Origin of the sequence: Bacillus sp. 1735sda2 (assembly GCF_024159245.1) — a bacterium.
In the GTDB taxonomy this organism is placed as follows: Bacteria; Bacillota; Bacilli; order Bacillales; family Bacillaceae; genus Bacillus; species Bacillus pumilus_O.
In genome coordinates this window covers 503,849-528,765 of the sequence record NZ_JAMYWZ010000001.1, presented here as the reverse complement: position 1 = coordinate 528,765, position 24,917 = coordinate 503,849, and the positions used below count along the sequence as shown (strand labels likewise).

General features: G+C 41.6%; 30 protein-coding genes and 1 riboswitch. Of the genes, 4 read left to right on the top strand and 26 right to left on the bottom strand.

Going from position 1 to position 24,917, the window contains the following annotated elements; all coding sequences use genetic code 11:
* Positions 1 to 174 precede the first annotated feature (174 nt).
* The gene (locus NKR21_RS02550; protein ID WP_012009004.1) at positions 175 to 648 is read right to left on the bottom strand and encodes a SprT family protein; all 474 of its coding nucleotides are present in this window, start codon (positions 646 to 648) and stop codon (positions 175 to 177) included.
* Positions 649 to 747: 99 nt separating this feature from the next.
* Here NKR21_RS02550 and cmpA point away from each other — a divergent pair, with 99 nt between their 5' ends.
* Positions 748 to 882 carry a cortex morphogenetic protein CmpA gene (cmpA, locus tag NKR21_RS02545; protein ID WP_012009003.1) on the top strand — a complete coding sequence of 45 codons (135 nt, stop codon included), beginning with the start codon at positions 748 to 750 and terminating at the stop codon, positions 880 to 882.
* Positions 883 to 902: 20 nt separating this feature from the next.
* Here the strand turns inward: cmpA and NKR21_RS02540 are convergent, their stop codons facing one another.
* The 14 genes from NKR21_RS02540 to acpS all read right to left on the bottom strand — a co-directional run bounded on the left by NKR21_RS02540 (position 903) and on the right by acpS (position 11,897).
* On the bottom strand, positions 903 to 3,062 hold the full coding sequence (locus tag NKR21_RS02540) for a Tex family protein (RefSeq protein WP_144456985.1): 2,160 nt from the start codon (positions 3,060 to 3,062) through the stop codon (positions 903 to 905).
* Between the two features lie 76 nt (positions 3,063 to 3,138).
* The gene (locus tag NKR21_RS02535; RefSeq protein ID WP_012009001.1) at positions 3,139 to 3,738 is read right to left on the bottom strand and encodes a PP2C family serine/threonine-protein phosphatase; all 600 of its coding nucleotides are present in this window, start codon (positions 3,736 to 3,738) and stop codon (positions 3,139 to 3,141) included.
* A complete protein-coding gene (gene sigB, locus NKR21_RS02530; protein ID WP_012009000.1) occupies positions 3,738 to 4,526 on the bottom strand; it encodes an RNA polymerase sigma factor SigB in 789 nt (262 codons plus the stop codon). The genes NKR21_RS02535 and sigB overlap by 1 nt, the downstream gene beginning before the upstream one ends.
* Positions 4,492 to 4,980 carry an anti-sigma B factor RsbW gene (rsbW, locus tag NKR21_RS02525; protein WP_012008999.1) on the bottom strand — a complete coding sequence of 163 codons (489 nt, stop codon included), beginning with the start codon at positions 4,978 to 4,980 and terminating at the stop codon, positions 4,492 to 4,494. The genes sigB and rsbW overlap by 35 nt, the downstream gene beginning before the upstream one ends.
* Complete coding sequence (locus tag NKR21_RS02520) at positions 4,977 to 5,306, bottom strand: anti-sigma factor antagonist (RefSeq protein WP_012008998.1); 330 nt, start codon at positions 5,304 to 5,306, stop codon at positions 4,977 to 4,979. The genes rsbW and NKR21_RS02520 overlap by 4 nt, the downstream gene beginning before the upstream one ends.
* Positions 5,307 to 5,365: 59 nt before the next feature.
* A complete protein-coding gene (locus NKR21_RS02515; protein ID WP_144456987.1) occupies positions 5,366 to 6,373 on the bottom strand; it encodes a PP2C family protein-serine/threonine phosphatase in 1,008 nt (335 codons plus the stop codon).
* A gap of 10 nt (positions 6,374 to 6,383) precedes the next feature.
* Positions 6,384 to 6,785, bottom strand: coding sequence for an anti-sigma regulatory factor (locus tag NKR21_RS02510; protein WP_003214085.1), 402 nt, complete (start codon positions 6,783 to 6,785; stop codon positions 6,384 to 6,386).
* 2 nt (positions 6,786 to 6,787) lie between these two features.
* Positions 6,788 to 7,156, bottom strand: coding sequence for an RsbT antagonist protein RsbS (gene rsbS, locus NKR21_RS02505; RefSeq protein ID WP_003214235.1), 369 nt, complete (start codon positions 7,154 to 7,156; stop codon positions 6,788 to 6,790).
* A gap of 4 nt (positions 7,157 to 7,160) precedes the next feature.
* A complete protein-coding gene (locus NKR21_RS02500) occupies positions 7,161 to 7,991 on the bottom strand; it encodes an RsbT co-antagonist protein RsbRA (RefSeq protein ID WP_012008996.1) in 831 nt (276 codons plus the stop codon).
* 114 nt (positions 7,992 to 8,105) lie between these two features.
* Positions 8,106 to 8,456, bottom strand: a complete 351-nt coding sequence (ndoA, locus tag NKR21_RS02495; protein ID WP_003214169.1) for a type II toxin-antitoxin system endoribonuclease NdoA — start codon at positions 8,454 to 8,456, stop codon at positions 8,106 to 8,108.
* Positions 8,457 to 8,460: 4 nt separating this feature from the next.
* Positions 8,461 to 8,742: a hypothetical protein gene (locus tag NKR21_RS02490; protein ID WP_012008995.1), complete on the bottom strand. Its 282-nt coding sequence runs from the start codon at positions 8,740 to 8,742 to the stop codon at positions 8,461 to 8,463.
* A gap of 296 nt (positions 8,743 to 9,038) precedes the next feature.
* The gene (alr, locus tag NKR21_RS02485) at positions 9,039 to 10,217 is read right to left on the bottom strand and encodes an alanine racemase (RefSeq protein ID WP_144456989.1); all 1,179 of its coding nucleotides are present in this window, start codon (positions 10,215 to 10,217) and stop codon (positions 9,039 to 9,041) included.
* 137 nt (positions 10,218 to 10,354) lie between these two features.
* Positions 10,355 to 11,371 (bottom strand): LolA family protein, encoded by a 1,017-nt coding sequence (locus tag NKR21_RS02480; protein ID WP_088004450.1) that lies wholly within the window; start codon positions 11,369 to 11,371, stop codon positions 10,355 to 10,357.
* Positions 11,372 to 11,531: 160 nt separating this feature from the next.
* A complete protein-coding gene (acpS, locus tag NKR21_RS02475; RefSeq protein WP_144456991.1) occupies positions 11,532 to 11,897 on the bottom strand; it encodes a holo-ACP synthase in 366 nt (121 codons plus the stop codon).
* Positions 11,898 to 11,991: 94 nt separating this feature from the next.
* On the opposite strand from acpS, the gene NKR21_RS02470 reads away from it, so the two are divergent.
* On the top strand, positions 11,992 to 12,597 hold the full coding sequence (locus NKR21_RS02470; protein ID WP_012008991.1) for a rhomboid family intramembrane serine protease: 606 nt from the start codon (positions 11,992 to 11,994) through the stop codon (positions 12,595 to 12,597).
* A gap of 56 nt (positions 12,598 to 12,653) precedes the next feature.
* Here NKR21_RS02470 and NKR21_RS02465 read toward each other — a convergent pair whose 3' ends face one another.
* The 7 genes from NKR21_RS02465 to NKR21_RS02435 form a co-directional block, all read right to left on the bottom strand.
* Complete coding sequence (locus tag NKR21_RS02465; RefSeq protein WP_144456993.1) at positions 12,654 to 14,153, bottom strand: PH domain-containing protein; 1,500 nt, start codon at positions 14,151 to 14,153, stop codon at positions 12,654 to 12,656.
* Positions 14,143 to 14,622: a PH domain-containing protein gene (locus NKR21_RS02460; protein ID WP_144456995.1), complete on the bottom strand. Its 480-nt coding sequence runs from the start codon at positions 14,620 to 14,622 to the stop codon at positions 14,143 to 14,145. The genes NKR21_RS02465 and NKR21_RS02460 overlap by 11 nt, the downstream gene beginning before the upstream one ends.
* A gap of 110 nt (positions 14,623 to 14,732) precedes the next feature.
* On the bottom strand, positions 14,733 to 16,223 hold the full coding sequence (gene cshA / locus NKR21_RS02455) for a degradosome RNA helicase CshA (RefSeq protein WP_041815194.1): 1,491 nt from the start codon (positions 16,221 to 16,223) through the stop codon (positions 14,733 to 14,735).
* Between the two features lie 165 nt (positions 16,224 to 16,388).
* Entirely contained in the window at positions 16,389 to 16,727 is a 339-nt protein-coding gene (locus NKR21_RS02450) for an avidin-fold protein (protein ID WP_012008987.1), read from the bottom strand.
* A gap of 127 nt (positions 16,728 to 16,854) precedes the next feature.
* The gene (locus NKR21_RS02445) at positions 16,855 to 17,547 is read right to left on the bottom strand and encodes an alpha/beta hydrolase (RefSeq protein ID WP_144456997.1); all 693 of its coding nucleotides are present in this window, start codon (positions 17,545 to 17,547) and stop codon (positions 16,855 to 16,857) included.
* A 27-nt stretch (positions 17,548 to 17,574) separates the two neighbouring features.
* Entirely contained in the window at positions 17,575 to 18,939 is a 1,365-nt protein-coding gene (locus NKR21_RS02440) for a UDP-N-acetylmuramoyl-tripeptide--D-alanyl-D-alanine ligase (RefSeq protein WP_144456999.1), read from the bottom strand.
* Between the two features lie 81 nt (positions 18,940 to 19,020).
* Positions 19,021 to 20,103: a D-alanine--D-alanine ligase gene (locus NKR21_RS02435; protein WP_144457001.1), complete on the bottom strand. Its 1,083-nt coding sequence runs from the start codon at positions 20,101 to 20,103 to the stop codon at positions 19,021 to 19,023.
* Between the two features lie 183 nt (positions 20,104 to 20,286).
* Between NKR21_RS02435 and NKR21_RS02430 the strand changes: the two genes are divergently transcribed.
* Both NKR21_RS02430 and fbpB read left to right on the top strand, forming a co-directional pair.
* Positions 20,287 to 20,607: a thioredoxin family protein gene (locus NKR21_RS02430; RefSeq protein ID WP_144457003.1), complete on the top strand. Its 321-nt coding sequence runs from the start codon at positions 20,287 to 20,289 to the stop codon at positions 20,605 to 20,607.
* Positions 20,608 to 20,953: 346 nt separating this feature from the next.
* Entirely contained in the window at positions 20,954 to 21,103 is a 150-nt protein-coding gene (fbpB, locus tag NKR21_RS02425) for a Fur-regulated basic protein FbpB (RefSeq protein WP_144457005.1), read from the top strand.
* Positions 21,104 to 21,202: 99 nt separating this feature from the next.
* Here the strand turns inward: fbpB and NKR21_RS02420 are convergent, their stop codons facing one another.
* From NKR21_RS02420 to NKR21_RS02405, 4 genes are all read right to left on the bottom strand, one after another.
* Entirely contained in the window at positions 21,203 to 21,538 is a 336-nt protein-coding gene (locus NKR21_RS02420; RefSeq protein ID WP_003214381.1) for a hypothetical protein, read from the bottom strand.
* Positions 21,539 to 21,655: 117 nt separating this feature from the next.
* Positions 21,656 to 22,423 (bottom strand): ABC transporter permease, encoded by a 768-nt coding sequence (locus NKR21_RS02415; RefSeq protein ID WP_144457007.1) that lies wholly within the window; start codon positions 22,421 to 22,423, stop codon positions 21,656 to 21,658.
* Positions 22,401 to 23,327: an ABC transporter ATP-binding protein gene (locus NKR21_RS02410; protein WP_144457009.1), complete on the bottom strand. Its 927-nt coding sequence runs from the start codon at positions 23,325 to 23,327 to the stop codon at positions 22,401 to 22,403. The genes NKR21_RS02415 and NKR21_RS02410 overlap by 23 nt, the downstream gene beginning before the upstream one ends.
* A gap of 136 nt (positions 23,328 to 23,463) precedes the next feature.
* A complete protein-coding gene (locus NKR21_RS02405) occupies positions 23,464 to 24,705 on the bottom strand; it encodes a dicarboxylate/amino acid:cation symporter (protein WP_162900841.1) in 1,242 nt (413 codons plus the stop codon).
* Positions 24,706 to 24,782: 77 nt separating this feature from the next.
* A riboswitch (cyclic di-AMP (ydaO/yuaA leader) is annotated at positions 24,783 to 24,916 on the bottom strand.
* Between the last annotated feature and the right edge of the window lies 1 nt (position 24,917).

Here is a 24,917-nt window from a genome sequence, read left to right as displayed (position 1 = left end):
TTTGCTTGCACTTCTATACAAGCAAAAAGCGTGCCAACATCACGGCACTTGAAAACTTAAGTTTTGAGCGGATCACTTCGATCAAAAAAGAGACAAAATGAGACTTGAATCTCTATTTGTCTCAATATGTCTACTTCTTCTCACAAAAAAAAGCATCCCATAAAGGAATGCTTATCAATCTGAACCGATTGTACGCTGCCATTTTAATTTTCCTTTGCAGACGCCGCACACATAACGAGAGGTATCAATTCGCCTTTTTCTAATAAAATACTGACCGCATCCTGTGCAAACATATTCTTGTCGTTTCTGTACACGTCTTTTATTTTGTACGGTCTTTAGCGGTGTACAAAAACGCGGGGCTCCTACTTGTTGTAATAAATCTTTAAAGGAACGGTCACGATGCTGATAGCCTTTCCCCTCAAGATGCAGATGATAATGACACAGCTCATGCTTGATGATTCCGATTAATTCTTCTCGTCCATGTTCCTCTAGGTATCGGCGGTTCAGTTCGATATTGTGTGTTCCAAGTAAATACCGCCCGCCTGTCGTTTTGAGACGGTCATTAAAAACAGCCTGGTGGCGGAATGTCTTACCAAAGAACTGCTCAGAAATATGTTCTGTTAACTGCTGTAGCTCGCTCTCCTTCAATCAAGATCGTTCCTTTCTATAAAAACCTCGAACGGGACAATTTCCCCTTTGCATACATTGAAGGTACACCCACTGTTTCGACCAAAGGAGGAATGGGCGATGCCCAACTGGCTGAAAAATCAGATGCAGAAGGCTTTTTTTGAAAAAAATCATTACCAAATCAAGTTGCTAAATCAATGCTGGTACTTCTACAGAAAAAAACATTCAGTCGCATCAAGGCACACCCCATCCTGAGGTGCGCCTCGTTTTTTTGTTTATTCTGGTTTCAGCATGGAGAGGGCAACGCGGCCTTTTGCCTGGTCAACGGAGTCCACCCATACAGTCACAATGTCACCAACTGATACAACGTCAAGCGGGTGCTTTACAAAACGGTTGCTGAGCTTAGAAATATGGACAAGCCCGTCCTGCTTGACGCCAATATCAACGAATGCGCCGAAGTCTACGACGTTTCTTACCGTTCCTTGCAGCTCCATTCCTTGCTTCAAGTCCTCCAATTTCAACACATCTGTTTTCAAAAGAGGTTTTGGTACTTCATCGCGCGGATCACGCTCAGGTCTTGTCAGCTGATCGACGATATCTTGTAGTGTGATGATGCCAATATCAAGCTGCTCTGCTGCTTCATCCAGCTTAACCTCTGCGATTTTCTCCTTTAACTGCTCTGTGCCAAGATCATCTGGCGTCATCTTGATCATGCGTAAGAACTGTTTTGTTTCTTTATAGCTCTCTGGGTGAATACCTGTCCGATCGAGTGGATCCTGTCCATCTGCGATGCGCAGGAAACCGATACACTGCTCATAAGTCTTTGCCCCAAGTCTCGGAATGTCCTTTAGCTCTTTTCTGCTTGTGAATCTTCCAATCTCTTCGCGGCGTTTGATGATATTTCCTGCGACGGCTTTTGAAAGACCTGACACATATTGCAGCAGCGCCTGTGAAGCCGTATTGACGTTCACACCGACTTGGTTGACGACCGTCTCCACCACGAAGGTTAACGAGCTGTTTAATTGCTTTTGGCTCACGTCATGCTGGTATTGGCCTACCCCGACAGATTTCGGATCAATTTTCACGAGCTCTGCTAAAGGATCTTGTAATCTTCGAGCAATGGATATAGCGCTTCGTTCTTCGACTTGCAGGTCTGGAAACTCTTCTCTCGCCAGTGCAGACGCAGAGTATACACTTGCTCCTGCTTCATTCACAATCAAATAGGAGACTGGCTGATCCAGCTCTTGAATGAGGTCTGCAATGAATTGTTCAGTCTCTCTTGAGGCTGTTCCGTTTCCAATTGCAATGACTTCAATATTTGATGATTGAATGATCTCTTTCACTTTTTGTTTCGCTTCCGCTTTTTTCTGCACTGGCGGATGCGGGTAAATGACGCCGATATGATGGACTTTACCTGTATCATCCACGACGGCTAACTTACAGCCTGTACGAAATGCAGGATCGACTCCAAGTACACGCTTCCCTTTCATCGGCGGCTGAAGCAGCAGTTTTCTTAAGTTTTCAGCGAAAATATGAATCGCTTGTTCTTCTGCTTTTTCTGTCAGCTCTTTGCGAATTTCTCGTTCGATGGAAGGCTGGATGAGGCGCTTATACGCATCGTCAATTGCCGCTTCGATAAACGGTCTCGACGTCGTCTGTTTGCCTTTTATGACTTGTTTGTCGAGATAGAAACGAATATTTTCAGCAGGCGGCTCGATGGCTGCCTTTAAGATGCCTTCTTTCTCTCCGCGATTAACCGCTAGTACACGGTGAGGCACTATCTTTTTGATCGGCTCTTGATAATCGTAATACATTTCATAGACATTTTTCTCATCGTTTTCGATGTCTTTTCCTGATGTGATCAGACTACCCTTTTGGTATGTTTCGCTGCGAATCCATTTCCGCATATCAGGATCATCTGTCAGCTGTTCAGCAATGATGTGCTGCGCACCTTCAAGCGCCTCTTCTACACTTGTTACTTCCTTTTCTTCGTTGATAAAAGAAGCGGCCTTTTTCTCGATCTCATCGCTTGGCAATGTGAGTATATATTCCGCCAGTGGCTCAAGTCCTTTTGCTTTGGCTACATTTGCCTTTGTTTTACGTTTTTGTTTGAATGGCCGGTATAAATCTTCGACATCTTGCAGTTTATGAGCCTGCTCAATTTTTTGTTTTAATTCATCTGTCAGTTTGTCTTGTTCTGCGATTAACCGGATGACTTCTTCTTTTCGGTTCATGACATTTTGGATATATGTATAGCGCTCTGAAATGGTTTGAATTTGCACCTCATCCAGCGAGCCTGTCTGCTCTTTCCGGTAACGGGCAATAAACGGGACGGTGTTGCCATCCTCTAAGAGCTTGATGACACTTTCAATTTGTTTGGTTGAAAGCTTTAATTCTGTTGCAATTTGTTTCAATAAAAAGTCAGATGTCTTCATACTTTGCATCCTCTCACTGTGTCTTCTCTTTTAGTGTATCAAAAAAATCGGTAAAACAGAAAAAAGGTCAGCTATTTTACGTGAGCTGACCAAGTACATAGGTGAGATCGTCCTTCTTGTCTTGTGTATATGTTTCAAGCTGTTTGGCAATATCTTCAACTGAATGACTATGCTTTAAACACATTCTCATGTTTGGCACATTCAGTCCGTCTGAATACATAATGAATGTCGATCCTTTTTCGTAGGAATAGGTGTATGTTTTATATTTTCTAGGTTTCCCTGATAAGTATCCTGATGTCGGAAGTGGATAAATATAGTCGCCAGAAGGGGCATTCAAGATGAACCGAATATTACCAACCGAACAATAGGTAAACTGCTGCTGGGAAAAATTCACCTTTAAGATCCCAACAGTGGCTCCGCGTTTATTTTTCATCGCCTGATTGCATCTGTCGATGAGGGTCGTCATATCCTCATGTCCATATTCTTCGACAATTTCGCTGACTAAAGAAGATGATTCATTGGCGAACTGACCGCTGCCTAATCCGTCTGCCACAGCACAAATTAGTTCTTCATCATCTGCTTTAATAAAAAAACTGTCCCCGCAGCATGATTTCCCTTCTTTATTCGATTGATAGATAATGGCATTCACATGCTCATGCTGTTCAATCTGTTTCATTACCCTAGCTCCATAGACGCATCTTCTGATAATGCATCTCGTAGCTTTTTAACTGCCTTCCGTTGCAGTCTCGATACATGCATTTGGGATATCCCTAGTAAATCGCCTGTTTCTTTCTGACTCTTATTTTGTAAATAAGTCAGATTGATAATCTCTTTTTCTCGATCTGTCAGAACATGAAGCACACTCTCAAGCATCATTTTTTGGTTTACACGCTCGTAGCCCTCTTCTTGTGAGCCGACAACGTCTAAAATGGTGACTGTACTTCCTTCAGAATCAGCCTCTACGCCTTGGTCAACAGACAGTGCTTGATAGCTTTTGCCCATCTCCATGGTTTCTAGAACTTCTTCCTCTGTCACATCTAGGTATTCTGCAATTTCTTGGACTTTCGGTGACTTTTGCGTCTCTGTTGTTAGATGATCAACGGCCATCTTGATTCTTGGTCCAAGCTCTTTGATTCGCCTTGGTACATGGACACTCCATGTTTTATCTCGTAAAAAGCGTTTGATTTCTCCGATAATGGTTGGAATAGCAAAGGCTTCAAATGATTTACCGACGAGCGGATCGTATCGCTTAATGGCGCCAAGTAAACCAATCATTCCAACTTGTCTGAGATCCTCATGAAAGCTTTTTCCTTTTGAATATTTTTTTGCCAGCATATCGACCAAGTTTGTATAGCATTCGACCAGCGTGAGCTGCGCCTGCTCATCTTGATTGGATTGATAGCTTTGGATAAGGCGATCCACTTCATCTTTAGTTAGTTTCATAGTTTTGGATGGTTGTGTCATGGTCAACTCGCTCCCTGTTTAAAAACTTTGTCATCGCAACGGTAACTCCGGAGTTTGCTTGCACCTCGACTTCATCCATCAATGTTTGCATTAAGTATAAACCAAGACCTCCTTCTGCCAATTGATCCACCGTATGAGCAGTTGTATACGGTCCGAGGTCTTCTTGCTTTTGCTTAAAGTCAAAGCTACCGCCTTTGTCAGCGACAATGATTTCTAGACGATCTTCGTAGACAAGAAAGCGAACAGCTACCTCTCCATCTTCACCGTCTTTTCCTTTATAGGCATGCTGAACTGCATTTGTACAAGCCTCACTGACGGCAATTTTTAAGTCTTCAATCTCTTCGTAGACATAGCCCATTCGGCTCGCTACGCCTGAAAGAGTCAGGCGAATGATGCCTACATATTCTGGTTTCGCCGGTATTTTCATCTCGATTAGATCTACTGTTTCGTTCATTGTACCCCACCCTCTGACTTTGCAGAAATGTCAATGATGTCCTTTAATCCAGTAATTTCAAACAACCTTACAAGCCGATCTGATAAGTTTTCAAGCTTTAGTGTTCCGCCTGCTTTTTGAGCTGCTTTAAACAGCCCAACAAATACACCTAATCCTGTACTATCCATATACGTAACATCCTTCAAACAGATCTCAAGATGCTCTCCCGCCTCGGCTTTAGGCATAAGTGTTTCTCTTAGCTGAGGAGCAGAGTACACATCGATTTCTCCACTGACACTAATTTTCGTTTTTTGATCTATTTGATGCTCTTTTACAGACATATTCATTATGCATTCACCTCGAAATTCTTGTTTCCTTGAATTTTATATACCCGTCTATGCACTTTCTAAACCTTCCTTTTAAGGACAAGTAACGTAAAATCATCATGCAGCTGGAATTCTTGCAGCTTAAGTAAGCTGTCATAGATGGCATCCACCATTTCCTGAGCTGAATAGGATAGGTTCTTTGATATCAGCGCTTTGATATCCTCACGCTCTAAGAAACCGTCCTCTGATTTAGATTCTGTGACACCATCAGAGAATAAGATCACCATATCTCCTACGTCCAGATGCTTCTCATACTGCTTATAATCAAAATCTGGTGCGATCCCAAGGACAAGCCCTTTTGCATCTAAATCGTAAAATTGATTCTCTTTATTGCAATAGAAAAAGCCCGGCTCATGACCAGCCGATGCATATTTAAATTCATGTGTTGCTTTATTATAGCTGCCATAAAACATGGTGATAAACATACTTGGGTCTACGTTTTGCTCGACAACACGATTTAGGGTTTTCAGCACTTTAGTTGGGCCGCTCCCTGACTCTGGCAAGGAATCCATCGCATATTTGATCATCGACATACAAAGCGCAGCCGGGATTCCCTTTCCAATGACATCTGCGATCGCGATATTAATCGTATCGTGATCCGTCACAAAGTGGTAATAATCTCCACTCATCTGTTTTGCCGGTACACTGATCGCCCCAATATCGAACGTATCTCCTTCTGGAATTTTCGTTTCCAGAAGGGTTTGCTGAACATTTGCAGCAATTTCAATTTCTGATTTAATTTCTTGCTGGATGCCTCTAAGTGTTAAATGTTCCTGATAGGCAAGTCCGTACCCAATCATGACTTCAATTAAGAAGTCTAGTGAATGAAAAACATCTTCCGGCAAATCAGGGTAAAGCTCCTGAATCACTTTTCGGTGAACACTCACTATTTCTTCAGGAGGTATTTGATGCTCAATGGTTTTACGGCTAAATTTTTGAGCTTGATAAAGCGATGTTTCAGTTAAATCACTGATATAACGACTGAGCAGCTGATGGTACCGCTGCTCCATTACCTCCTTAAAATCCATGGTTTCCCTCCTAGCGAAGCCACTTAACAGCTTGTATCTCCGTTCCTTGTTCTGGTGCAGAATCTAATTTAAATTCATCCATCAGTCTTCTGACGCCCGGCAAGCCTGCTCCGAGTCCACCTGATGTAGAAAATCCGTCTTCCATCACTTTACGTATATCCATGATGCCAGGACCCTCATCGGCTGCGATGACCTTGAGTCCACGCTTTCCACGCTCCATCACTTCTTCTATACAAATCTGACCTTTACCAGCGTATAAATAGATGTTTCGAGCTAATTCTGAAATGGCCGTCGTAATTCTTGCTTGGTCAACTGTTCCAAAACCAAGTTCTTTTGCAACATTGCGCCCCAATTGTCTTGCTGCGACTATATCCCATTCCGTCAATATTTTTACACAGGATTGGTCTTTCATATCTATTCCCCCAATTCCCGCTTCAGTGTCTCAAGCCCTTGTTCAAGATCTAGTGCTGTTTGTATTTCTTCCAGCGATATACCAAGTTCAATAAGCGTCACAGCGACTGCCGGTTGTATTCCTGTTAATACAACTTTTGCCCCCATGAGCTTAGACATGGTGATCACATCGCCTAATACCTTAGCGATAAATGAATCAATCATATCGACGGATGTTAAATCAATGACAACACCGTTTGCTCCTGTTTCATGAATTTTATTCAGTAAGTCTTCTTGAAAGTGAAGAGCTGTTTGATCATCAAGCTCCCACTGTATTGAAATCAGAAGACAGTTATATAATTTTAAGATTGGAATCTTCGGGTGATTTCTCAATTGGTTATCCCTCCAATGAAACAATTTTTCGATTTGTCATTTCCAAAGCAGTTTGAATTCCTTTTTGAAGGGTATTCTTTGTTGTAACCTGAGATAAATCAATTCCAAGGTTAACGATCGTTTGGGCTATTTCTGGGCGAATCCCGACAAGTAAACACTTCGCTCCTACTAATCTCACAGCCTCTGACGCTTGTATGATATGGTGGGCAACCATTGTGTCCACGACAGGTACACCCGTGATATCAATTAAGACGACCTGTGAGCGATGTTTGACGACACCATTGAGCAGGTTCTCCATAATTTTTTTCGCACGATCTGTATCAATTGTTCCAACAAGTGGCATGACGGTGATGTGCTCAAATACTGGGATTAGCGGGGCAGATAGTTCCTGCAGCGCAATTTTTTGAAGGCTGACGGTTTTTTCCCATGAGATGGAGTACTGGTTTAAAATCTCGTTATGGATGGGTGTGATGAATCGGTCGATTTGCCAAATGAGGTCATGACTTTCTTGTGTTGTATCTTTGTCATCGTTCATTTTTTCATATAAATGTGTACGAATTTCCGTTAGACCGTTTGCCAGTAACTTAAGTGATATACCCATTTGAACAATTTTTAAAGCAAAATTTTGCACTTTTTCTTCAAAATCCTCATTATCCCCCTCTGAAAGAGATGTAATGATGAGTTGAACATATTCCGAACAGATGGTTTCATACATTTTGTCGTTCAGCATCATGTCCGTTTCTTTTTCTCCGAGTCGTTTTAAAATGTCCGTCCACTCTTTTTCTAATTCCTTTTGATGCTTTCTTGCAAAAGCTAACACGATATGATTCGACATGTTTTACCCCCTACTTACATTTAAAGCTCTTCTTTAGTCTTTCTTCATTATAACGTTAATAAAAATTGAACACAAAAAAAGTTGCTCCCAGTAGAGCAACCATATCTCACCATATTAAAAATCAATAAGAGCCAAACTAACTTGTAAGGCTTCATCAACCTTCTCCATCATCTCATCATCAAGATGTGTGATTTTATCTGTCAGTCTTTGTTTATCGATTGTACGAATTTGTTCTAAAAGAATGACAGAATCTCGTTCAAAGCCGTACCGCTTTGCATTAATTTCGACGTGAGTCGGTAATTTCGCTTTTTGTATTTGGGCTGTTATGGCTGCAACGATAGCAGTCGGGCTGAAGCGATTTCCAATGTCATTTTGAATCACCAATACTGGGCGAACCCCGCCCTGCTCGGAGCCAACAACAGGAGATAAATCAGCAAAGTAAACATCACCGCGTTTAACAATCAAATGTTTAACCCCCGCTGACTAATCGCTCAACTGTATTCTCAGCCTCAAATTCTGCGTATTGTGCCTCTGAAGAGATATTCAGATTAATTTTCGCCATCTCCATGTAGCCGCGTCTCATCGATTCACGATTTTGTCGAATATTACGTTCACGAATATACGTTTTTGTCGCTCGGTAGATCAATTCATTTCTTGTTACCTTATCCTGCTCTGCTACTCGTTCGATCTCAGACATTAAAGTCTCCGGCAGTCGAATCTTCATTTCGTTTGTTGCGCTGGATTCAGACAAAAAACATACACCTCCACAAAACTTACGGATACCGTATCGATCCATTCCAAGACTAATCATACCATTATTCAATGCACAAGCAAAGCTGTTTTTTCATGATTTCTTATTAGAACATGAAGCGGCTCGCCACCCGTAAATCAAGATGATAATGGAGTTCCTCCTTCCCATTATACGCTTTTTTCCGAAAATCATACGGTATTTCCAAAATCTCTAAAAAAGGGAGAATGTTTACCCTACTTTTGTCGAATAAAAAAGAACGAAGTCAGTTTGACTATCGTTCTTTTGAATGTTGTTTATCAAAAACTTGGTCCGCCTTGAAGGAGTGGATTCCGCACTTGAACTCTTTTGCCGTCCTCTATATACACTCTCGGGACGCGGTGACCAATCGAGCATGTGATTTCATAGTTAATGGTTCCAAGCCTTTTGGCGATTTCATCGACTGGTATCATGTCTTCGCCTTGCTTACCAATTAAAACGACCGGCTCGCCCACTGGAAGCTTGTCTTTCAGTTCAACCATGAATTGATCCATACAAATCCTTCCGGCAATCTTCCGGCGCTTTCCGCCAACAAGTACTTCCGTTCCTGCAAGCTTCCGAATCCATCCATCTGCATAGCCGACTGGAACCGTGCCGATCCACGTATCTTGATTGGCTGTATACGTTGCCCCGTAGCTGACACTCTCACCCTTTTGAATGTGCTTCACATGGGCAAGCTTCGTATGAAGAGACATGGCTTCTTCAAGCTTGAAAGGCAATTCATCCTTGATTTCTTCTGACGGTGACAGCCCGTACATACTGATGCCGAAGCGAACCATGTTAAACAAAACGTCTTTAAACCTTAAACCTGCTGCACTGTTGGCACAATGAACGAGAAGCTTGTCCGTATGAAGCGGCTCAAGCAGTGTTTGAAAGGTGTCAACCTGGCGATCAAAGTAGGCCTCATCCTTTTCATCTGCTGTCGCAAAGTGAGTAAATACGCCTTCCAGCTGTAAATAAGAATGCTCGTCGACAAGCTTTTTCACTTCGTTCACTTGCTCTATCGTTTTCACACCTAATCGGTTCATTCCGCTGTCTATTTTCAAATGAAATCTTATAGGTTGTCCCATCTGGCCTTCCATCATGTTGATGACGTCTTTCAGCCAATCGATGGAGTAAGCGGTCATGATGACATTGTATCGAACGGCGACTTTGACATATTCAGTCGGTACGGCGCCGAGTACAAGTATTGGTGCTTTGATGCCTTTATTTCTTAAAGAAACGGCCTCATCTAAAAAGGCGACGGCTAAAATGTCTGCGCCCGCTTTGAGAGCAGCACTTGCCACTTCTATATCTCCATGTCCATATGCATTGGCTTTCACCACAGCCATTAGTTGAACACTTTGACCGATATGATCTTTCATATGTGAAACATTATGCTTAATTGCTGATAAATTAATTTCTGCCCATGTGTCTCTATAAAAGGCATTTGTGTCCATCCGTCACACTTCCCTATTGAATGATTCAATCCTCTCATATGATACTAAAAATCAAGAATAAAGTGAAACAAATCAAAAAAGATCAGCCCTTGCAATAGGGCTGATCCTTCAATTTCTAAGGCTCTCGCCTGAGATATTTATTTAGCTGACTGGCCTTCTACACTCTTTGCAACCATCAAGAGCTCTTCCTTCGATAGATCACTTGAAGAAATCAAGTAGTCCACTCCGTCAGATGTCCATGAAAGGGATTGATCTGTCAGAACCCCAACTGTCATGCCAAGGTCGACTGGCTCGCCGTTCATTGTCACAGGCGTAGATGCTTCAGCGACTCTCGCTTTTTCTTGAATGAGTGTGAAGGATTTCTTTCCACCATACGTCATCACATAACGCTTCCCGGCATCTGTCATCATTTCTTTCTCTTCCATCTTTTTCACACCCTCTGGCATATCAACTGGCGTTTTCACCGCAAAGCTGTCAGATGGGTCTGCACTTGTGGCAACATCCATTTGAGAGAGTGTCATGTTTTTCTTCTCATCAAATGCATCTTTGTCAAAGGATTTATTGAATTCAAAGTGAGAGAATTCCACTTTCACCATTGGCTTTTTGTCGCTATCCAGCACTTTCACACTGGCAGGCGCCATTGTTTTTTTATGAAAGGTAATCTCCTGGGTAGGCAGCATTTGGTTGTGCTGATAATTGGTTTTGGTTTCGAACACATACTTTGAATCCTTCGCTTTGAACTGAGCAGCACTGTCATTTTTAATGTCCTTCACGAGTGACTCAAATAAGTAGACCTGACTGCTATTATTCGGCCAATCACTGTGAAAACGGAAGCTCTTGTTCAATGAAGGTGTCAGCACAAACACACCATTGCCATTTCTTAAAATGACTTGACTCTGATCCTTTTTCGGATTTTCTAAATAGACACGGTAAAGTTCCGGCTTTTTGTACCAAATTTCTACTTGATACTCCTGCGGGTCATTTCCTGTCTCAATGGTCATTTTTGCTTTGGCTTTGTATGATGTCATTTCCTCTGCCTTTTTGTTTAAATCTCCAACGATATCCTTCTGAGATTTTTGACCGCATGCGGAGAGAATCAGTACAAAAAGGATTCCCGTTACAAGCAAAACAAAGCTTTTTCTCACCCTTTTCAACCCCTTCGTTAATTGTGTTAAAAGGAAGAAACCGCTTGTTTGACTTTAACAGTACGCCTCAAGAGTTAACTGCGTACCGCGAACCATCAAAGCCTGTTAGCAACTCGCCCTTCCTTATCGCACTACCCAATATATGAAGGGGGGACAAACAATATGCAGACTAGCTTGACAACCTTTCAATTAAAACTTGTGCAGCAGCATATTCTTTCGTGTGAGTGATGGACACATGAACCTGGTCGCCCTTCGTCTTTTCGCTTTTGATGAAAGGTTTTCCATGTTCGTTTTTCTGAATTTCTATGTCATGAAAGCTTAAATGCCTTCCAATTCCCGTTCCGTACGCTTTGGCGAAAGCTTCCTTTGCTGCAAAACGTCCCGCCAAAAATTCCAGCTGCCTCTTTTCACTAAGTGCGTGAAAGATGTCTTGTTCATTTAACGTTAAAATTCGTTCTGGCAAACGAGGTTGTCTACTAAGAACATGCGCGAGCCGGTTGATCTCTACTATATCAAGACCTATTCCTTTGATCATGAGGTACCTCCTATGATACTCGTACTAATTTGGATGTTCTCTTCATAAACGTGTTACTATAAACTTACCATTATCTAGTCAAAAGGGGTTTGTTATGTTTATTCGAACGGAGAGCTTTCAACAATTTATTAGATCGTATCCAATCGTCACAACGATCCTTGCTTTGCAATTTGGTCTATGGCTTCTATTTGCGCTTCCTATCCCTCTTATCCAGCTTGGTCACGACCATCTCGTCGGTTTCAATTATGGTGTAGCTGCTGGAGAATGGTGGCGACTTATCACACCTGTTTTTCTTCACGGAAGTCTGACCCATATTTTGTTCAATTCTATGTCATTGTTCTTATTCGCTCCAGCACTTGAGCATTTGCTTGGGAAGGTTCGATTTCTCATTATCTATCTTGGTGCAGGATTCATTGGCAACCTCGGAACCTATTGGGTGGAGCCTTTAGAGTATGTACATGTCGGCGCATCTGGTGCGATCTTCGGTTTGTTTGGCGTTTATTTATACCTTGTTCTATTTAAACCGCATATGATGGATCGCGGCAATTCTCAGGTGATCTTAACGATTCTTGCCGTCTCTGTCATTATGACGTTCGTCAACTCAAACATCAATATCATGGCTCACTTATTTGGATTGATCGGCGGCATGCTCCTAGCACCTCTTACGCTAGTTTTCCATTCAAAAAAAAGACGCTACTAACCTCATAAAAAATGTCGTTCACTCCTATGAACAGGAAGCGGATCGACATTTTTTGTTTAAGAAGATTTATTTTTTTCATACGAATACCAATCCATTACACGTGCTGCATCTTCTTCCTCAAGGTGATGTACACCAAAGGAATCAAGCAACGCAGAGGATTTCACAAAGGTGTGAATACTCGCCACTCGGCCTTTCTTTTGGAAGAATGATTGTGTCATCGTATAGTTTTGCATTCGTTTTCTCAAAACAATACCAGTGGTTTTGCCAATGCCTCTTGATGTCAGTTGAATCAATGGATCTTTGATCGTATAGCCTGATTGTTTATAAGCTAAATAACCAAAAACCAAAGCAATCGGAAGCGGAATGAGGGCCAAATACCCCCATGGCGGAAAACGGACAGATAGGATTACGCCGACAAGTAATGGCACAAAGCCGAACGAGATCAGGTAGCGCTTGAGTGAACGCTTTGGCACCTTTTTCAGTTCAGATTCTGGCTCCAAATGATAATCATCTGTGAATTGAGAGAGCAGTTCGTTGATTTTTTTCTTCCGAATCAGTGGAAATAAGACGGAAGAGGTTTCTTTTTCTGTAATAGAACCTCCTGCACTCACAAGCATCACCGTTGCAAAACCAAAGGGTTCACGAAGAATATTTTCTTTGATTTTCACTGCTTGAATTCTCGCAAGCGGAATGGTCATTTGATGCCTTTCGATGAGCCCTCTTGTGATGATGATGTCTTTCCCTTTTCGTTTTGCGTTAAAATTCGCATATTGAAGGGCTGTTACCCCAACACTAAGAATCCATGCAATCAATACGGCCATAAATATGAGAATCGCATAAATCTCAACACTCGCATGACTTAAAAAAGAAAACCGCTTGATGAATCCGTCCAAAGGAAGAATTTCATCTATTTGTGTGTAAATGGCAAGACACCCAGAAATAATGACGCCGATCCCGCTTGATGTGGTCGCAGCCAAAAGCAGTTCTGGTATCCCCATCCGGTAGGAAACATTGATTTCTTTTTCTACAGGTTGGTGTGCTGCCAAAGGATCATGTGGGGTACCTCCATTTTCATCCACCATTTCTTCTTGCTGCAAGCTTTTCTTCCGGTTGAAAATCGATTGCTTTAATTGTTCCGCTTCTGCTTTTGTAATCGCCGTCAGACTCACTTCTGGACCGTCTGTTCCACCAGCTGTTTCGATTTGAACCCGCACCAAACCAAAAATCCGCTGGAAAATACCTTCACTTGTATTCACCGTTTGAATTCGTTCTAACGAAATATATTTTTTCTTTTTTGTGATGACGCCCGATTCCACGCGAAATTCATCATCTTCCATTCGGTAGGTGAAGCGCCTCCATGCTAAAACAGTTAAAACAGCTTTCCATAAAAGAAGCACACCAAGAATGATAAATGCATAAAAACGAATGCTCGAATTCGAGTTCACAAAAATAAGCACGAAAAAAGGGATAATGAAGTTTTTGATCATGGATACGGCATCTGAGATAAAATCAATGAACATCGAGATTGGATGTACACGTTTTGGTTCAGACATCATCTTCCGTCACCCTTGCTAAACGAGATATGTAATCACGAAGCTCATCTGCTTCTTCTAATTCTAGCGCCGGTATACCATGAACTGTGGCAGCAGTCGATATTTGAACAGATGCCAAACGGTAGCGCCTTAAAAGCGGCCCTTGTGATGTATCGACATGCTGAACACGCACCATCGGTACAATCACACGTGTGACACGAATGAGCCCATGCTGAATTTCAATTTCATTTTCGAATACTTCGTAACGCCAGATGCGATGACGGATTTTCGGTATAAGCCAAATGCCAAAAACAACCTGTAAGACCCATAAACCGGCGAGGATGGCACCAATCCAATATGGCCAATGAAGATAATAACTAGCAACAAATACCCCAATGATGATGAGTAAGAAAATCAATGAGATGATTCCATTTTGAAGGCGCCATACCTTTAAACCATTTAAACTAATTTGACGTTGCGGCTGTTTTCTCACATTCTTCCCCCATTCTCTTACTTTTCTATCAATATATTACGAAAGAAAGCCTAAAAAGTTTCAGGAAACCTGTTAAAAAAAGCGAACCCTGCAATGGATTCGCTTTTGAATTAGTTGTTATAAGATTTCTTTTGACGGCGATCGCTAGAAGAACGATTGCGGTCATTTGAAGAACGCTTTTTGTCACCGTAAGATGAACGGCTCTTTCCGCGATAGCCGCCTCCGCCGCCACCGTCTCTGCGTTTAGAAGAGCTGCGGTTGTTGCGATTGCGTTTTGAAACCATTGGTGCTTCATCTGTCAAACGAACAGGTGTTGCATCCGGCTCTTTTGTCATCATTTTGATGGCAGCCGCAACCACTGTGACAGAATCATGATCTTCTAGTAATTCAGCTGCTGCTGTCATGTAGAAGTTTAAGTTGTTTTCACTGATGATTGTGCGCAGACGATCAACAGTTACTTGTTGTTGTCCTTCGATTGCCTCATCTAGTGTTGGTTCTTTCATACGATCCATTTTACGTTTAGTTGTTTGCTCGATCGCACGAAGCATATCTTTTTCACGTGGTGTGATGAATGTCATCGCCATACCTGTACGTCCAGCACGTCCAGTACGTCCAATACGGTGTACGTAGCTTTCTGGATCTTGTGGTACGTCAAAGTTATACACGTGTGTTACGCCTGAGATATCAAGTCCACGTGCTGCAACGTCTGTTGCGACAAGCACATCGATTGAACCTTCTTTGAATTTACGAAGCGCAACCATACGTTTCGCTTGAGTTAAGTCACCATGAATACCTTCAGCTGTATAACCTCTAAGGTTAAGTGCTTCAGTCAATTCGTCAACGCGACGTTTTGTACGGCCGAAGACAATTGAAAGCTCAGGTGATTGAATGTCAAGAAGACGAGTCAATGTATCAAACTTTTTACGCTCATGGATATCCAAGTAGAACTGTTGGATGTTAGAGACAGTCATTTCTTTCGCTTTTACTTTTACGTGTTCTGGGTTTGTCATGAAACGTTCTGCAATGCGCTTAATTGGTGCAGGCATTGTCGCAGAGAATAAAAGTGTTTGGTGTTCACTTGGTACATTTGAAAGGATCGATTCAATGTCTTCAATGAAACCCATGTTTAGCATTTCGTCTGCTTCATCAAGCACAACAGTTTCAACATTTTGAAGACGCATTGTACGACGGTTAATGTGATCGAGTAAACGTCCTGGAGTCCCTACGATGATATGAGGATTTTTCTTGAGTGAACGGATTTGGCGACCAATATCTTGTCCACCGTAAATCGGAAGTACGCGCGCACGCTTGTCTTGGCCAATTTTGTATAGCTCTTCAGATACTTGAATTGCTAATTCTCTTGTTGGCGCAATGATAATCGCTTGGATGTTTGGAGACGCTGGGTCAATTTTTTCTACAAGAGGAATACCAAACGCTGCAGTTTTTCCTGTTCCTGTTTGTGCTTGTCCAATGACATCTTTATTCTGAAGACCGAGAGGAATTGTTTCCGCTTGAATCGGTGTTGCTTCTTCAAATCCCATGCGGTTAATAGCTTTCATGAGACTTTCGCTTAATTGAAAATCTTGAAACGTTATAGTCAAATTATTCAAACTCCTTCTAATTGCTGTTTCAGTAATCTCGTGAATGATCATTAAAAACTGCCCTTTTTCGAAAGGACAGGTCCATTATATACAAAGCCCGAATTACCCTACCTTATATCTTACCATTACACTATTTGTTTTTCAACAAGACAGAAATGGATATATCTACTGTTCCACAATGACAGATTCACCATCACTTTGATCGCCATCCATCCATTTCCACTTTTCGAACAGTTGAATTTTTCCGTTATCCAACTGATTAGGTGTAGAATTGCAAGACCCGCTTCTCATGCTGCCGTCTTTGCTGACATGGTGGTACCTAAAATGAAGTGTTCCATCCTCATTTACAGTTCCTACAAGTACACCAGATATAATACTGCCGCCTTGATACGTGCCCGTTAATATATTCCCGTCCTGACGATATTGAAATACGGTGCCAACCGATACTTCTCCATTACTCGAATTAGACTGCGGGACAAAGGTTTTTCCGTCATATTGAAACAACCGAATCAACCACCTTTTCTTTCCTATTGTACCATAGGCTTGTCACTCATTCGACAAAAATGATGCAATTTTTAACAAGTGGGATTCAATTTATATTAGTTTAGCCACATTTTCGCTTTTCTATAGATTAAATTGTTTTTTTCAGAAATTCCTCTACTTTTTCAAACAATTGCTGCGCACATGGCTCATGACAAACATGGTGTTTACAATCGGGTAAATAAAACATTTCTTTCTGACGAGACGGGATTTTATGGTCAATCAATTGTGCACTTGAAGCTGGGACAATCCCATCGTTTTCCCCTTGAACAATTAACACAGGGAGGTGAAGCTTCTCAAGGGAGCTCTTCGTTTGCTTCACCAGCTTCATAAATTCTACAGCGGCTGACAGCGGTGTGCTCGTTAGCTTATGACGGTATCTATCATACAAAGGGTTCGTATCAATTAGCCCAGACAATGATTCCTTCACCATCTGCCTTGTGTCTTGAATCATTTGTTTTGGATTCACATATTTAGCCGCTGCACTTAACAGGACAAGACGAGCGACTGGATACTTCGCTGCAAGATAAGAAGCAATCATTCCTCCCATAGAAAACCCGATCAAAAAAATAGTCTCACATGTTCTGTAAAGAGAAAGAAGTTCTAATTCAGCTGTCGCAATCCATTCTTGATAGAGAATACCTTTTAGCTGAAGCTCATCTCCATGCCCCGGAAGCGTGACAGACTGAACATTCCAATCTGTCTTCTTCTTTAAATATTGCGCTAGCGGTTCCACTTCATAGGGGGCACCAGTGAATCCATGTATACATAGACAGCCAATCATTCTGTCACCTTCTTTGCCGCTCACTTTTTATAGTGCAGTAATGACTTCTTCTAATCTCATGCCGCGTGAGGCTTTGACAAGAACCACATCATCAGAACCTGCTACGTCAGCAAGTTTTTTCTTCAGTTCCTCTTTGTCCATAAATGAGAACACTCGCGTATCACCGAATGATTTCTTTGCTCCTTCAGCGATGAATGCACCTAGACGGCCATACGTCATCACATGATCAATAAATTCAGGCTTGATGTAGCGGCCTAGTTCATAATGATATGTTTCTTCTTCGCTACCCATCTCTAGCATGTCTCCAAGGACAAGAATGCGATTTGCGAAGCCGTCCATATCTCCTACAAGATCAATAGCAGCTTTCATAGAAGTAGGGCTTGCATTATACGCATCATTGATAACAGTAATTCCTTTTTCTGTTTTAAACAGTTCAAGACGCATTCCTGTTAACTTTGTTTGCATGAGTCCTTGGGCGATTTGTCTTTCATTCAGTCCGAAATGCTGACCTATAGCAATGGCAGCAAGGGCATTCTTCACATTATGTTTCCCTAATACAGGAATGAGAAACCCTTGAGCATACCCTTCAACTTGAAATTCAGTTCCTTCTGCAAGCTGGTTAATATGCGTTACCTTAATATCACAGTCCTCTGCTTCTCCAAAGGTTTTCACTTGCTGCGAAAGTTGAGTCGCTCTCTCGCGAATCAAAGGTTCATCTCCTAAGTAGTAAAAGGTGCCATCCTCTTTCAACCCTTTTGTAATTTCACATTTTGCATCAGCAATGGCTTCTCTTGATCCTAAATCTTGCATATGAGACTCTCCGATATTGGTGATGACTGCTGCATCAGGCTCAGCTAGGTTTGACAAAAACTCGATTTCGCCTTTTGCGCTCATGCCCATCTCTAATACAGCGATTTCTGTACCTTTTGGCATTGAAAGAATGGTGAGCGGAAGACCGATATGATTATTAAAATTACCGTCTGTTTTATGAACTTGATACGTTGTTTGTAAGACGTAATGAATCATATCTTTCGTCGTGGTTTTCCCGTTACTTCCTGTAATACCGACAACACGAGGGTTTTCTTCTTTTAAATACGATTTTGCCAATTGCTGAAGGGCTGACAGTGTATCGTCGACAAGAATGACAGGTACGCCTTCTGGTGGATTGGTTTCTTTTTGGTTCCAAAGAACAGCTGCCGCTCCAAGCTCCACTGCTTTAGAAGCAAATGTGTGACCGTTAAAATGTTCTCCAATTAGGGGGATAAACAATGCACCTTTTGATACTTTTCGTGTATCTGTCGTCACTCCGTGAATTTGCTCTTCGCCAAAAGCTTGATTAGATAGTGTCCCACCAGCCATTTGGGCGATTTGTTTCACTGTACGTTTGATCATGATTTTTTCGCCTCTCTTTCTCATTTCACGTTTGAAGGAAAAGAGACACTACCTAAGGATAGTGTCTGCTCGTTGCTCACATTAAAAAGTCGTTTTAATGGTTTGTTTTTCTTGATGGCGTTCAATTGCAAGTGACACTAGCTTTTCAATGAGCTCTGGGTACTCTACACCAGTGTGCTTCCAAAGCAGCGGGAACATACTAAACGGTGTGAATCCAGGCATTGTATTCACTTCATTGATCAACACTTCGCCTTTTTCTGTAAGGAAGAAGTCTGCACGTACAAGACCAGAACCATCTAGGGATTTAAATGCCTTAATCGCCATATCATGAATCGTCTTATACTCATCCTCTGACACACTTGCAGGAATGATCAAATCTGTATCGCCATCTTCATATTTTGCTTTGTAGTCATAAAAATCTGTTTTAGGTGCAATTTCACCAACGACAGAGCATTTTGGCTCGTCATTTCCTAATACACCAATCTCGATTTCTCTTCCTACGACGCCTTCTTCTACGACCACACGACGATCATATTGGAAAGCTAAGTCGAATGCGGTTTGTAGCTCTTCTTTGCTGCGGCATTTGCTTATTCCAACACTTGACCCCATGTTCGCAGGTTTCACAAAGCATGGATAGCCAAGTACTTGTTCCACCTGTTCTAAGCTGTCTGGTGTGGCTTTCTCATAGTCTTTTTTATTGAAGGAAAGGTGCTTTGCTTGTGCAAGTCCTGCTTGAGCAAAAACATCTTTCATCATGACTTTATCCATACCCGCGGCAGAAGCAAGAACGCCATTGCCGACATACGGGATATTCAGCAGTTCAAGTAATCCTTGCATCGTTCCATCTTCACCATTTGGCCCGTGCAATAATGGGAAGACAACATCAATCTTCTCATCAGCAGATGCAGGCTGTGGAAACATGCTCTCGTTTAAAGAAGTGGGTAAAAACGTCTTTGCATTCTGTTCAAATTGAAGCATTCTGACGTTTGATACTGGTTCAGTGAGTTTTTCTCCTCTTAGCCATTCGCCCTCTTCTGTAATATAAATTGGATGTATATCGAACTTCTCAGTGTTAAGTGCTTTTGTAACTGCAAGGGCTGTTTGCAGTGATACATTATGTTCGGCTGACTTTCCGCCGTAAATCAATCCTAAACTTATTTTCAATGGATACTCCCCCCACTAAAATTCATCTTTACTATCTTATCACTTTCAAGCAAAAATGCTCTAATTAATTTTTGTTGTTACGGAATTGAAATGATTTGTAAAGTTGTAAGCGCCTCCCGAGCATTTGTATGTCATTTGCCTTTATTTTATATTAAAATGACACTGAAAAGGAGTTGTGACAAATTGAAAAAAATCACAAGTACTGAACAATTCAATGAAATCATTCAATCTGACAAAGAAGTCATCGTTAAATTCTTTGCAACATGGTGTCCTGACTGTACAAGAATGGACATGTTCATTCCAGACATCTTAGAGGCATATGCTCACCATGAATGGTTTGAAATAAACAAAGATGATTTCCCTGAATTAGCAGAAACGTATCAGGTCATGGGTATTCCAAGCCTGTTAATTTTCAAAAATGGCGAAAAAACAGGTCATTTACACAGTGCAAACGCAAAATCACCTGAAGAAGTGACAGAGTTTCTTCAAGGGCACATTTCTTAAATCGTGAAACGGAGGACATCAGCAAACACTTGCTGGTGTCTTTTTTTCTCCATTCCTTACATCAAATCTCTTCATAAGACGATTTGTTCAGTCAAAACGTTTCAATGAGCGAAAGAATGTTTTATATAGATGTTTCTCTCACGACAAGAAATGACAGCAATTATTTCCTGGGAAAGAATGAGCGTCGACTGAGCTTCAAATTTGTCGATTACGTGAATTTTCTGAATATAATCTTTACTTCCAGAATTGCACTTTGTATAATAGAGATGATAATTGAAAATGATTATCAATATCATCTGTGTGGAATCCTATAGACGTCTATTCTTATAAAGGAGCGATGAGTCACATGTCTAAGAAGAAAATCAAAACGTATCAGCAATTGATTGAAGAGAACAAGAAAGCCATCATGGGCGATCCTAAAATGATGGAAAGTATATACGAAACCATCGACAAAAAGCATCAGAAACAGCTTGCAGCTGCTGGACGTGAATCATAAATAAAAGGGGGAGCAGTCAAAGCTGGCTGCTTCTCTTTTTTGTCTTTTCCAATAAAAAAAGCCGATAAAATCTATACTTTGATTTTATCGGCTTTTGTTTTAATGTGATTTCGCTACACGGTCCTGCTTCATTCCTAAATAAATGAGCATATATGTGAGATAACCCATTGTCATTGTTAAACCACCGAAGAAGAACTGAGAAAAGACAGGCTCCTCAAATGTTGTGACAGCAGCAAGAATGATCCAGCTCGCATATAAATAAACCATGAACCATTTCATGTTTCTTTTAAGTGTATACAGAAAGAAAAGACCCGCTAACGAAAAGATTCCCAGCGCTAGTCTGAAATAAATAAGATGATCAAACTGGAAGGCAAAAGACACGAACGAAAACGACAGCAACAACAAAATGGGTAAAGCCGTAATGAAATTTTTCACGATAGTGCCACCTCCAAGAGTCCCTCTTATTATAAGACAAAATCAGCCGGTTATCGTGAAATGCAGACTCGTTTTCACAAAGATGTCACGAATTTTTCTTGTTATTTGACACAATTTTTACACATTTACATCGCGCTTCCAAAAAAGAACCCAAGCCGTTCCAACAAAGAAAACAAAATGTGCCCCTACTATAAATAGAGAAAACAAAGGGCTCATGCCATGGAAGGGCGGCGGTCCTTGAAAGCTGTACTGAGTAAAGTCCGTATTAGCAAAAAGTAGGATTTTCCCCCACTGATTTTCTAAAAGAGACATAATAGGCACAAGTGATTTAGCCGCATATAAAACAAAGAACGAGGTCACAAGCGCAACAAGGCTGTTCCTAAACAAGCTGGAACACATAAAAGCGAAGCTTGCCATCATCATCACTTCCACCCACTGAGATCCGATCACAGCAAACGTATGCTGAAATAAGCGTCCCGTACTTTCATCAAAAGCAGTACCAAAGAAAATAAGGCCAAATAGGAAAGCAAGTACATAATAAAAAACAAACAAATAGATGACCGTCATCACAAGTGTGATGTATTTTGACAAGAAAATTTGCAGCCTAGTTTTGGGCCGTATCAATAAAAACTTGATCGTTCTTTTTTGAAATTCTGTTGAGATCAAGGTCGCGCCAATGACAACTGCAAGCACCTGTAAAATAAACACGACGTTCGTGGAATAAGCAAAATAGTTGGCGACAGTGTCTTGTCCACCAAAGCTGGAAATGACTCGTTTCAATGCTAGAGACATCGCCAATTGAAACACAACGATCAATCCAAGTGCAATGAACGTAATCTTTTTCTTCATCATTTTTTTATGCTCATTCTTGATGAGTTGAAGCATCTGCCGTCCCGCCTTCCGTCCATTTCATAAACGCCTCTTCAATTGATGGCCTTTGAGGTGTCATTTCAAGCACATCAAATCCAGCCAGTACAAGCTGTTTGTTCAGCTCAGGCACTTGCTCTTTGTTCAATTGAAGTAAAACATGCGATCCATTTCGTTCATATGTATAGTCATGTGTCTCGAGCCACGTCACTGCCTTTTCCACTGGCTGAATATTCATGAGCATCTGTTCTTTCCCCTCTATGTCACGAAGCATGGTACTAGCTTTGATCTCTCCTTTTTGAATGATGATCATGCGGTCACATAGCTCTTCTACCTCATGCAATAAATGTGTAGCAAATAAGACGGACGTTCCTTCTTCTCGCACTAGTGTTTGCAAGTGCTCCCTGAACTCCTTCATACCGGCAGGATCAAGTCCATTTGTCGGTTCATCTAAAATGAGCAGATTTGGCTGATGTAATATGGCTTGCGCAATCCCAAGCCTTTGTTTCATCCCCAGTGAATAGGTCTTCACCTTCTGATGAATGGCGTGCTCCAGACGAACTCTTTTGACCACTTCATGCATTCGTTCCTCCGTCACTCCATTGTGCATCGCCGCATACAGTTCAAGGTTTTCAAAGCCTGTTAAATAAGAATAAAATTCGGGATTTTCTATGATTGCACCAACAGATGACATCGCATGTCGAAAATCTTCATCCTGTGAATACCCATTGATCATGATTCGCCCGTTGTTTTTCTTCATCAAGCCAACGATCAAACGAATCAAGGTTGTTTTTCCAGAGCCATTTGGCCCTAGTAAGCCGACGATTTCTCCCTTCCCTATTTCTATGGATATATCTTGTAAGATTATTTTCCGGCCAATTCGTTTATCGACTTTCTCTACCTTTAAAACAGCAGACTCCAACGTGGTTCCTCCTTCTGATGTAAAACCTTTGGCGGCAAAGAAGGCCGCTCATTCTGTTAAAAGTATATCACGCAAGACAAGGAACTCCATGAAAAAAAGGGCTGATTGAGTCAGCCCTGTCAGCCCTTCTTTTACATTACATGGATAGATTCGGTGATGCTGCGTCTTTCTCATGTTTTTTCTCAGTTTCGGTCACAATCACCGCGCATGCGGCGTCACCTGTAATATTGACAACGGTTCTTGCCATATCTAATAAGCGGTCAATACCAAGGATGAGCGCAATGCCTTCAACCGGAAGCCCAACCGAATTCAATACCATTGCGAGCATGATCAAGCCTACGCCTGGTACACCGGCTGTCCCAATACTGGCTAATACGGCGGTTAATACAACTGTGAGCATTTGCATCAGCGTTAATTCCACACCAAACACTTGTGCAATAAAGATGGTTGCCACCCCTTGCATAATGGCTGTTCCATCCATATTGATCGTAGCGCCTAAAGGCTGCACGAAACTGGATATCGGCTCAGGTACTTTCAATTTCTTTTGAGCGGTTTCCATAGATACAGGGAGAACCGCACTACTGCTAGACGTACTAAAGGCTACGACCATCGCAGGCGAAAAGTCTTTAAAGAATGTAAATGGATTTCGTTTTGCAAATAAAGCCAAAGTTGAGCCATATGTGAGAAAGAAATGCACCAATAGTGCTACTAATACGACTGTAAAATACAGCCCCATGGCTTTAATAGCTTCAAGGCCTTGGCTCCCGATAGCCGTCACAATTAAGCCAAATGTCCCGTACGGAGCAAATTTCATGACCACTCCTACAAGGTACATCATGAGTTCATTGCCTTGTTCTAATATGTTGAGTAATCCTTCTGTTTTTTTGCCTAGCACTGCAATTCCTAGTCCTAAGAATACACAGAAGACAATGATTTGCAGCATATTTCCTTCAACTAAAGATTGAACTGGATTTGATGGAATGATGTTTAATAAAGTGTCTGTCGTAGATGGTGCTTCTTGAGGTTCGTATTCTGCCCCTTTAGTATCGAATGAACCAATGGAACCCGGTTTGATTAATAATGCTAATGACATCGCAATGATAATAGCGAAGGTTGTGGTCAGTAGAAAGTATAAGATGCTTTTTGCTCCAATTCGGCCTAGTTTTTTTGGATCTCCGAGGCCTGCTACACCAAGTGTAATGGAAAAGAAGACGATTGGCACAACCAGCATTTTAATTAGATTTAAGAAGATTTGACCTAGAGGTGTGAATAGATAAGGGTCTAACATTTTGAATACATTTGGAGCGAAAATGTTAAGCAGAAGTCCCGTGATTGCACCCACAATAAGGGCAATAATAATTTTTGTCGCCAGCTTCAATAAAATCTCCCCTTCCTCGTCAAAAAGACCCACGAGAGAGTTTTCTCGTGGGTCTGCGTGTCTTTACATATACCACCGTTTACTCTCTTCACGCCGATGAGGTTAGCTGACGGGTTAGGACGAAGAGATGTCCTTTTTTCTCAACAGAGAAAAATTCACCCCAAAAACATGGGTCCCCCATTCCTTTAGAAGGATTAAGCGTGTGGTTATTA

Bases quoted from the DNA above. Each gene is read 5' to 3' on its own strand.
- rsbW (WP_012008999.1), bottom strand. From the start codon at position 4,980: ATGAACGAAACAGTAGATCTAATCGAGATGAAAATACCGGCGAAACCA.
- acpS (WP_144456991.1), bottom strand. From the start codon at position 11,897: ATGATCAAAGGAATAGGTCTTGATATAGTAGAGATCAACCGGCTCGCG.
- NKR21_RS02540 (WP_144456985.1), bottom strand. From the start codon at position 3,062: ATGAAGACATCTGACTTTTTATTGAAACAAATTGCAACAGAATTAAAG.
- NKR21_RS02470 (WP_012008991.1), top strand. From the start codon at position 11,992: ATGTTTATTCGAACGGAGAGCTTTCAACAATTTATTAGATCGTATCCA.
- NKR21_RS02465 (WP_144456993.1), bottom strand. From the start codon at position 14,153: ATGATGTCTGAACCAAAACGTGTACATCCAATCTCGATGTTCATTGAT.
- NKR21_RS02440 (WP_144456999.1), bottom strand. From the start codon at position 18,939: ATGATCAAACGTACAGTGAAACAAATCGCCCAAATGGCTGGTGGGACA.
- alr (WP_144456989.1), bottom strand. From the start codon at position 10,217: ATGGACACAAATGCCTTTTATAGAGACACATGGGCAGAAATTAATTTA.
- NKR21_RS02515 (WP_144456987.1), bottom strand. From the start codon at position 6,373: ATGGATTTTAAGGAGGTAATGGAGCAGCGGTACCATCAGCTGCTCAGT.
- sigB (WP_012009000.1), bottom strand. From the start codon at position 4,526: ATGACACAACCATCCAAAACTATGAAACTAACTAAAGATGAAGTGGAT.
- NKR21_RS02415 (WP_144457007.1), bottom strand. From the start codon at position 22,423: ATGCTTCAACTCATCAAGAATGAGCATAAAAAAATGATGAAGAAAAAG.
- cmpA (WP_012009003.1), top strand. From the start codon at position 748: ATGCCCAACTGGCTGAAAAATCAGATGCAGAAGGCTTTTTTTGAAAAA.
- fbpB (WP_144457005.1), top strand. From the start codon at position 20,954: ATGTCTAAGAAGAAAATCAAAACGTATCAGCAATTGATTGAAGAGAAC.
- NKR21_RS02500 (WP_012008996.1), bottom strand. From the start codon at position 7,991: ATGTCGAATCATATCGTGTTAGCTTTTGCAAGAAAGCATCAAAAGGAA.
- NKR21_RS02520 (WP_012008998.1), bottom strand. From the start codon at position 5,306: ATGAATATGTCTGTAAAAGAGCATCAAATAGATCAAAAAACGAAAATT.
- NKR21_RS02445 (WP_144456997.1), bottom strand. From the start codon at position 17,547: ATGATTGGCTGTCTATGTATACATGGATTCACTGGTGCCCCCTATGAA.
- NKR21_RS02510 (WP_003214085.1), bottom strand. From the start codon at position 6,785: ATGAAAGACCAATCCTGTGTAAAAATATTGACGGAATGGGATATAGTC.
- NKR21_RS02535 (WP_012009001.1), bottom strand. From the start codon at position 3,738: ATGAAACAGATTGAACAGCATGAGCATGTGAATGCCATTATCTATCAA.